1 pseudogene is annotated in these 219 nt (G+C 67.6%); it reads left to right on the top strand.

From position 1 onward, the window contains the following. A pseudogene (locus tag EXE44_RS21840) lies at positions 1-96 on the top strand (DNA-binding protein); the annotation flags it as partial. Between the last annotated feature and the right edge of the window lie 123 nt (positions 97-219).

Raw genomic sequence — 219 nt, forward strand, 5'->3', positions numbered from 1 at the left:
GAGCGGATGGAGTCCGTGCGCCTCGAGGTCGACGACACGCTCGATCACCTCTCCGCGCGCGACGCGTTCGTCGAGGTCCCCGGCGAAGTGCCGTAACCGACGAAACGCCGCGGTCGGCGGCTTCCTCCGCAAACTACTCTATCTCTAACTCGGCGTCGGCGCTCTCCTCGTCGCCGTCCTCGTCCCACTCCAGCTCGAACTCGACGCTCAGCTCGCCCG

The sequence above is a fragment of the Halorubrum sp. SS7 genome, from assembly GCF_005435055.1.
Taxonomy (GTDB): domain Archaea; phylum Halobacteriota; class Halobacteria; order Halobacteriales; family Haloferacaceae; genus Halorubrum; species Halorubrum salinarum.